Genomic DNA, 7,361 nt, shown 5'->3' with positions numbered 1-7,361 from the left:
AGGACAACACCGCGCTGGCAAGGCGGTTGGGGCTGGGCCTGATCACCGTGCGCCTGTCCGACGGTCTGGTCGAGGTGCATTGCGACCCCGGCCCCTATGCGCCGCGCAAGTCCGCGCGCAAGTCGGGGCGGCTCCTGCGGGAGTTTGCCCGCCGGCAGGGGGATCCCAACGACGGGGGCCAGACCCGCGCAGGGCTGGTGACGGCCTATCGACAGGACGCATTGAAGCTGGCCGTCTATCTTTTCGAAGCGGGGGCCAGCAAGGGCGCGATGGTGGCGCGGGAAACCGGCGTCACCCCTGCCACGCGCATGATGCGGGACAATCATTACGGATGGTTTGAAAAAGTCGACAAAGGCATATATGGCCTTACCCCGACGGGGGCCGAAGCGGTCCAGACCGCGGGTCGCCTGCTAGGCAGCGACTAGACCGGCAATACCATCGCAATTTCTCTTATTTGCCGTGTTGACAGGTTCAGCGCCTATCCCTAGCTATGCGCCATTAGCACTCAGTGAGGTTGAGTGCTAATGACTGAAAGGCCCCAGCCGGGGGCGCAGTCGATTGGAAGTAACTTTGAGCCTCAAGGAGCTGCAAAGATGGCATTGAAACCGCTTCATGACCGCGTGCTGGTACGTCGCACCGAAAGCGAAGAAAAGACCAAGGGCGGTCTGATCATCCCCGATTCCGCCAAGGAAAAGCCCTCCGAAGGTGAAGTCGTTGCCTGCGGCGATGGCGCCCGCAAGGACAGCGGCGAACTGATCGAGATGGCCGTGAAACCCGGTGACAAGATCCTGTTCGGCAAATGGTCCGGCACAGAAGTCACGCTGGATGGCGAAGAACTGCTGATGATGAAGGAAAGCGACATCATGGGGATCATCTCCTGACCACGGGAGACCGGGTAAACCGTTACCCGACCACATGACGCCGACATCAATTCAAAGACATATGGAGAAGAAACATGGCTGCTAAGGACGTCAAATTCGACACCGATGCCCGCAACCGGATGCTCAAGGGTGTGAACATCCTTGCCGACGCGGTGAAAGTCACGCTGGGCCCCAAGGGCCGCAACGTGGTTCTGGACAAATCTTTCGGCGCACCGCGCATCACCAAGGACGGTGTTTCCGTGGCGAAAGAGATCGAGCTTGAGGACAAGTTCGAAAACATGGGCGCGCAAATGGTCAAGGAAGTGGCCCAGCGCACCAACGACGAAGCGGGCGACGGTACAACCACCGCCACCGTGCTGGCTCAGGCCATCGTCAAGGAAGGCATGAAGTCGGTCGCAGCGGGCATGAACCCGATGGACCTCAAGCGCGGCATCGATCTGGCCACCACCAAGGTCGTCGAAGCCATCCGCGCCGCGGCCCGTGACGTGACCGACAGCGACGAAGTCGCGCAGGTTGGCACCATCTCCGCCAACGGCGAATCGGAAATCGGCCGCCAGATCGCGGATGCGATGCAGAAGGTCGGCAACGAGGGTGTCATCACCGTCGAAGAGAACAAGGGTCTGGAAACAGAAACCGACGTCGTCGAAGGCATGCAGTTCGACCGCGGCTACCTGAGCCCCTACTTCGTCACCAACGCCGACAAGATGACCGTCGAACTCGAAGACGCGATCATCCTGCTGCATGAAAAGAAGCTGTCGAGCCTTCAGCCGATGGTTCCGCTGCTCGAGCAGGTCATCCAGTCCCAGAAGCCGCTGCTGATCATCGCCGAAGACGTCGAGGGCGAAGCCCTGGCGACACTCGTCGTGAACAAGCTGCGCGGTGGTCTGAAGATCGCTGCCGTCAAGGCACCCGGCTTCGGTGACCGTCGCAAGGCCATGCTGCAGGACCTCGCGATTCTGACAGGCGGTCAGGTGATCTCCGAAGACCTCGGCATGAAGCTCGAGTCCGTGACCATGGACATGCTGGGCTCCGCCAAGAAGGTTTCCATCACCAAGGACGAGACAACTGTCGTCGACGGTGCTGGCGAGAAGGGTGAGATCGAGGCACGCGTGGCCCAGATCCGCAACCAGATCGAAGAAACCACATCCGACTACGACCGCGAGAAGCTGCAGGAACGTGTTGCCAAGCTGGCGGGCGGCGTTGCCGTCATCCGCGTCGGCGGCATGACCGAAGTCGAAGTGAAAGAGCGCAAGGATCGCGTCGATGACGCGCTGAACGCCACACGCGCAGCCGTACAGGAAGGTATCGTCGTTGGCGGCGGTGTCGCACTGGTTCAGGCCGGCAAGAAGCTCGAAGGTCTCACCGGCGACAACTCTGATCAGAACGTCGGTATCTCCATCGTGCGCAAGGCGCTGGAAGCACCGCTGCGTCAGATCGCGGAAAACGCAGGCGTCGACGGTTCCGTCGTGGCCGGCAAGATCCGCGAAAGCAACGATCTGGCCTTCGGCTTCAACGCCCAGACCGAAGAATATGGCGACATGTTCAAGTTCGGCGTCATCGACCCGGCAAAGGTCGTGCGTACCGCTCTGCAGGATGCGGCCTCCATCGCCGGTCTGCTGATCACGACCGAAGCAATGGTCGCTGACAAGCCGCAGAAAGAAGGCGCAAGCGCCGGCGGCGGCATGCCCGACATGGGCGGCATGGGCGGCATGATGTAATCTGCCCCCCGGGTAACTTTCGGAAGGCGCGCCCCCCGGGCGCGCCTTTTGCGTTTCACGGATCGTTCACGAAGCCCGCAACCGGGCTTTGCCAAAGTCTGCAGGGCAGGGTACGCAAGGCCATGCGCCTTGCCCTTCTCACTCTTCTGACGATGACCGCTTTCGCGGCAAATTCCATCCTGACCCGCATGGCGGTGGACGGGGGGCATATCGATGCTGCCGCCTTTGCGCTGATACGGGTGCTGGCCGGGGCCGTGGTGCTTGGCATGGTGCTGAGCCTGCGCGGCGGAGGGCTGCCGTTGTTACGGCGCAACCGGCTGCCGGGGGCCTTCAGCCTCGCGGCCTATATGATCGGGTTTTCCCTCGCCTATATGACCCTCGACGCGGGGCTGGGCGCCCTGATCCTCTTCGGGGTGGTCCAGATCACCATGTTCGCCCATGCAGCATTGAGGGGGGTGCCGCCCACCTTGCGACAACTGACAGGGGCGGGGGTCGCCTTCGCGGGCCTTATGCTCGCGCTCTGGCCTGGGCCGGGCGGGCAGGCCGACCCGGTGGGCGCGGCGCTGATGATCGTCGCTGGGCTGGGGTGGGCGGTCTATACCATCTCGGGCCGGGCGGCGTCCGACCCGCTGGCGGCCACTTCGGCGAATTTCCTGCTCTGCCTGCCCATCCTCCTTGTGCTGCTGGTCGGCACCGGGCTTCGGTTCGGCCTTATCGGCGTAGGGCTGGGGATCGTCTGCGGGGGGCTGACCTCGGGGCTTGGCTATGCGCTGTGGTACAGTGTTCTGCCAAGGCTCGACCAATCTGTCGCCGCCGTTGTCCAGCTCAGCGTGCCGATCATCGCGATCCTCGCGGGCGCTTTGCTTTTGGGGGAGATGCCCAGTGTCCTCACGCTCGCTGCGGCCGCGTTGGTGGTGGGCGGCATCTTCTGGGCCGTCACCGGACGAGCGGTTCCAGCGGGTCGTAGCTGACCGTCCCGTCCCGCCCGAAGGCCACCGCCCGCAGGCTGTCGGGCTTATGCGGGATTTGCGCCAGTTCCGCTTCGGTCAGCCAGCGCCTGTCGCTCACGATGCGCTGGGTATCTTCCCACGCCGGATCTGGGTTTGCCTGTGTTCCCGGCGCCAGTTCGCAGCGAAAGTACACATCCACCTGGTGAAAGCTGCCGCCGGGCACGTGAAACTCGTTCACGAGGCAGGGCGCGCCCACGACGATGCGTAGCCCCGTCTCTTCGTGCACCTCCCGCAGCAGGTTTTCGGGCAGGGAACTGCCCGCTTCGACCCCGCCGCCGGGGGCGCACATCAGGGGGCTTTGCCCATCGGGATAGGCGTTTACCATCAGCACCCGGTTTTCGTGCATCAGGATGGCCCGCACCGCGAGGCGGGGGCAGGCGCTGGCGTCGGGCAGATCGGCGGGCATCGGCGGACTTTCGTAAGGTCACACCGGGGGACCATTTCACGTTCGCCCGATTCAGTCTATCTGAAGCCCATGAAAACCCGCATTGCCCTACTGGTGGGATCATTCCTGCTGTCTGCCTGCGTCGCGCCGGTCGCAAAAGCCGATTGCGTGGTGCTGCTGCATGGGCTCGCGCGGACCGAGACTTCCTTTGCCCTGATGGAAGCGGCCTTGGAGGCCGAAGGCTACCGGGTCGAACGCCCCGGCTACCCTTCCACGGAGGCGACGGTCGAGAAACTGGCGCGCAATACCGTACCGGCGGCGATCAATGCCTGCGGCACCGAAAAAGTCGATTTCGTGACCCATTCCATGGGCGGCATCCTTCTGCGCTACTGGGTCTCCGAAAACGATGCGTCACGCATTGGCCGGGTAGTCATGCTGGCGCCGCCGAACCAGGGCAGCGAAGTGGTGGACGAACTGGACGACATCGCCGCCTTCGAATGGATGAACGGTCCGGCGGGCGCGCAGATGGCCACCGGGGCGGAGGGCTTGCCCGCCAGCCTTCCCCCGGTCACGTTCGAACTCGGTGTGATCGCCGGGTCACAATCGCTGAACCCCTATTTCTCCTCGCTGCTTCCCGGCCCCGATGACGGCAAGGTTTCCGTGGCCTCCACCAAGGTGGCGGGCATGAAGGATCATATCGTCTTGCCGGTGACGCATACGTTCATGATGAACAACCCGCGCGTCATCGCCCAGACCATGGAATTTCTGAACAACGGGCGGTTCGATCGCAGCATGAACTGGATCGACGCGGTTCTCGAAACGCTGCAATGCCCCGAAGGGGGCTGCCTGCCGGGGGTGGACGCGCCGGATGGTCAGCCTTGATCTGATCGGGGCCGAGGTGCTGAGCCCCGAAGGCCTGCACCGGGGGGATCTGTCCATCGCCGACGGTTTGATCGCCGACGAGCGGGCGGGCCGTAGCGTCGATCTATCCGGTTTTCTTGTCCTGCCGGGCATCGTGGATCTGCATGGCGATGCTTTCGAGCGTCACATGGCGCCGCGCCGGGGCGCGATGAAGCAGATTGACGAGGGCCTCGTCGCAGCCGAGGCGGAGCTTGCGGCCAATGGCATCACCACCGCCGTTCTCGCCCAGTTCGTCAGTTGGGAAGGCGGGTTGCGCGGCCCGGAATTCGCGGCCAAGGTTTTCGGCGCCATCCGCGATACCGGCCCGACCCTGCCCACCGACCTGCGGGGCCAACTCCGGTTCGAGGTCAATCTGCTCGATCTCTACGATGGCCTGCCCGACCAGATGACCGAATGGGGCGCGGATTACATCGTGTTCAATGATCACCTGCCGCACGACCGCCTGGCGGCGGGGCGCATGCCCAAACGGCTCACCGGGCAGGCGCTGAAGGCCGGGCGCAGCCCCGAAAGCCATCTGAAGCTCATGCAGGATCTGCACGCGCGCCGATCCGAAGTGCCCATGGCGCTCGACCGGCTCTGCGCCATTCTGGCGGAGCGGGGCATCACCATGGGTAGCCACGATGACCGGGACGCCGACCAGCGCGCGGCGTGGCGGGCGCGGGGTGTGGGGATCGCCGAGTTCCCCGAAACGCTGGAGGCCGCCGAAGCGGGCCATGCCGGGGGCGACGCCGTTTTGATGGGGGCCCCTAACGTGGTACGGGGCGGGTCGCACAACGGCAATCTTTCGGCGCTCGATGTGGTGATGATGGGCCAATGCGATGCGCTGGCCTCGGATTACCATTACCCGTCCCCGCGCCGGGCCGCCCTGATGCTGGCCGAAAGCGGCGCGGTGGATTTCGCAACCGCATGGGGGCTGGTCTCTTCCGGGCCGGCGGGGGTACTGGGGCTGACGGATCGCGGTATTCTGAAGCCGGGGATGCGTGCCGACATTACTGTACTTGATGCCAGAACCAAGCGGGTCGCGGCGACGATTGCCGGAGGAAAGGTCACCTATATGGCCGGTGAGGTCGGCGCGCGGTTTTTGCGCTGATCCCGACGTGTCTCAGCCCGCTTCCACGATCCTGTTGACGTGACCCATCTTGCGGCCCTGCTTGACCTCGACCTTGCCATAAAGATGCAGCGCGGTGCGGGGTTCGGCGGCAAGCTCCGGCACCCGGTCCATGTCTTCCCCGATCAGGTTCTCCATCACCACGTCGGCATGGCGCGATCCATCGCCCAGCGGCCAGCCCGCGATGGCGCGGATATGCTGTTCGAACTGGTCCACGGTGCAGCCATTCTGCGTCCAATGGCCGGAGTTATGCACCCGGGGGGCGATCTCGTTCACGATGAGGCCCTGCGCGGTCACGAAAAGCTCCACCCCCATGACGCCCACGTAATCCAGCGCATTCAGGATCCGCCCCGCAAGCAACACGGCATCCGTGCGCTGCACCATGCTCAGCCGGGCGGGGACGGTGGTGGTGCGCAAAATGCCCTCGCGATGGAGGTTCTCGCCGGGGTCATAGCAGGCGACGCGCCCGTCGAGCCCCCGCGCCGCGATCACCGACACCTCGTGGCTGAAGTCGACGAACCCTTCGAGCAGGGCTGGCGCGCCTGCCATGTCGGCAATCGCGCTCTCGGCGTCATCTTCGCTGCGCAGCCGCGACTGGCCCTTGCCGTCGTAGCCGAAGCGCCGCGTCTTCAGGATGGCGGGCGCGCCGATATCAGACAGGGCGGCCCGCAGCCCGGAAAGGTCATCGACGTGCGCAAAGGGCGCCACCTGCAGGCCGAGTTCCTGCAGAAAGGTCTTCTCGGTCAGCCGGTCCTGCGACACGCGCAGCGCCTCCCGGCCCGGGCGGATCGGGCGAAGTTGCTCGATCACGTCCAGCGCTTCGGTCGGAATGTTCTCGAACTCGTAGGTGACGACGTCCACCGCCTCGGCAAAGGCGCGCAGCGCTGCTTCGTCATCGTAAGCGGCCTGCGTCACCGCGTGGGCCACGTCGGCCGCCGGGCACGCCTCGGCCGGTTCGAAGACATGGACCCGCAGGCCCAGTCGCGCCGCGGCGACGGCGAGCATCCGGCCCAGCTGCCCCCCGCCGAGGATGCCGATAACGGCGCCGGTCTTCAGCGGTTCAGTCATCGGTGGGGCTTTCAGGGATGGAGGCGCTCAGCGCCCTGCGCCAATCATCGAGCCGCTGGCCAAGCGCCTCATCCGACAGGGCAAGGATGCCCGCCGCCATCAGCGCGGCATTGGCCGCCCCCGCGCTGCCGATCGCCATGGTGGCGACCGGATAGCCGCGCGGCATCTGCACGATGGAATAGAGGGAATCGACACCCGACAGCGCCTTGGTCTGGACCGGAACCCCGATCACGGGCACCCGCGTCTTCGAAGCCATCATGCCGGGCAGAT

9 protein-coding genes are annotated in these 7,361 nt (G+C 64.7%); 6 read left to right on the top strand and 3 right to left on the bottom strand.

Going from position 1 to position 7,361, the window contains the following annotated elements; all coding sequences use genetic code 11:
* The 4 genes from A3764_RS06010 to A3764_RS05995 all read left to right on the top strand — a co-directional run.
* Positions 1-425, top strand: a 425-nt coding sequence (locus A3764_RS06010; RefSeq protein WP_150122087.1) for a DUF2161 domain-containing phosphodiesterase, incomplete at its 5' end; no start/stop codon positions are given.
* 168 nt (positions 426-593) lie between these two features.
* Positions 594-881, top strand: coding sequence for a co-chaperone GroES (locus A3764_RS06005; protein WP_067920348.1), 288 nt, complete (start codon positions 594-596; stop codon positions 879-881).
* Positions 882-955: 74 nt separating this feature from the next.
* Complete coding sequence (gene groL, locus A3764_RS06000; protein ID WP_067920350.1) at positions 956-2,599, top strand: chaperonin GroEL; 1,644 nt, start codon at positions 956-958, stop codon at positions 2,597-2,599.
* A 122-nt stretch (positions 2,600-2,721) separates the two neighbouring features.
* On the top strand, positions 2,722-3,570 hold the full coding sequence (locus A3764_RS05995) for a DMT family transporter (protein ID WP_067920352.1): 849 nt from the start codon (positions 2,722-2,724) through the stop codon (positions 3,568-3,570).
* Here A3764_RS05995 and A3764_RS05990 read toward each other — a convergent pair.
* Positions 3,536-4,015, bottom strand: a complete 480-nt coding sequence (locus A3764_RS05990; RefSeq protein ID WP_067920354.1) for an NUDIX domain-containing protein — start codon at positions 4,013-4,015, stop codon at positions 3,536-3,538. The two genes, A3764_RS05995 and A3764_RS05990, sit on opposite strands and share 35 nt — an antisense overlap.
* A gap of 69 nt (positions 4,016-4,084) precedes the next feature.
* On the opposite strand from A3764_RS05990, the gene A3764_RS05985 reads away from it, so the two are divergent.
* Together A3764_RS05985 and A3764_RS05980 are read left to right on the top strand one after the other, a co-directional pair.
* Positions 4,085-4,876: an alpha/beta fold hydrolase gene (locus tag A3764_RS05985; RefSeq protein WP_082850942.1), complete on the top strand. Its 792-nt coding sequence runs from the start codon at positions 4,085-4,087 to the stop codon at positions 4,874-4,876.
* The gene (locus A3764_RS05980; protein WP_067920355.1) at positions 4,863-6,005 is read left to right on the top strand and encodes an alpha-D-ribose 1-methylphosphonate 5-triphosphate diphosphatase; all 1,143 of its coding nucleotides are present in this window, start codon (positions 4,863-4,865) and stop codon (positions 6,003-6,005) included. Before A3764_RS05985 ends, A3764_RS05980 begins: the two co-directional genes overlap by 14 nt.
* Before the next feature lie 12 nt (positions 6,006-6,017).
* Here the strand turns inward: A3764_RS05980 and A3764_RS05975 are convergent, their stop codons facing one another.
* Both A3764_RS05975 and A3764_RS05970 read right to left on the bottom strand, forming a co-directional pair.
* Positions 6,018-7,091 carry a 5-(carboxyamino)imidazole ribonucleotide synthase gene (locus A3764_RS05975; protein ID WP_067920357.1) on the bottom strand — a complete coding sequence of 358 codons (1,074 nt, stop codon included), beginning with the start codon at positions 7,089-7,091 and terminating at the stop codon, positions 6,018-6,020.
* Positions 7,084-7,361 (bottom strand): AIR carboxylase family protein (locus tag A3764_RS05970; RefSeq protein ID WP_201722405.1); only part of this gene is annotated, 278 nt, incomplete at its 5' end. The genes A3764_RS05975 and A3764_RS05970, both read right to left, overlap by 8 nt.

The sequence above is a fragment of the Sulfitobacter sp. HI0129 genome (genome assembly GCF_001635395.1).
Classification (GTDB): Bacteria; Pseudomonadota; Alphaproteobacteria; order Rhodobacterales; family Rhodobacteraceae; genus Sulfitobacter.
This window is presented reverse-complemented; position numbering and strand designations above follow the sequence as displayed.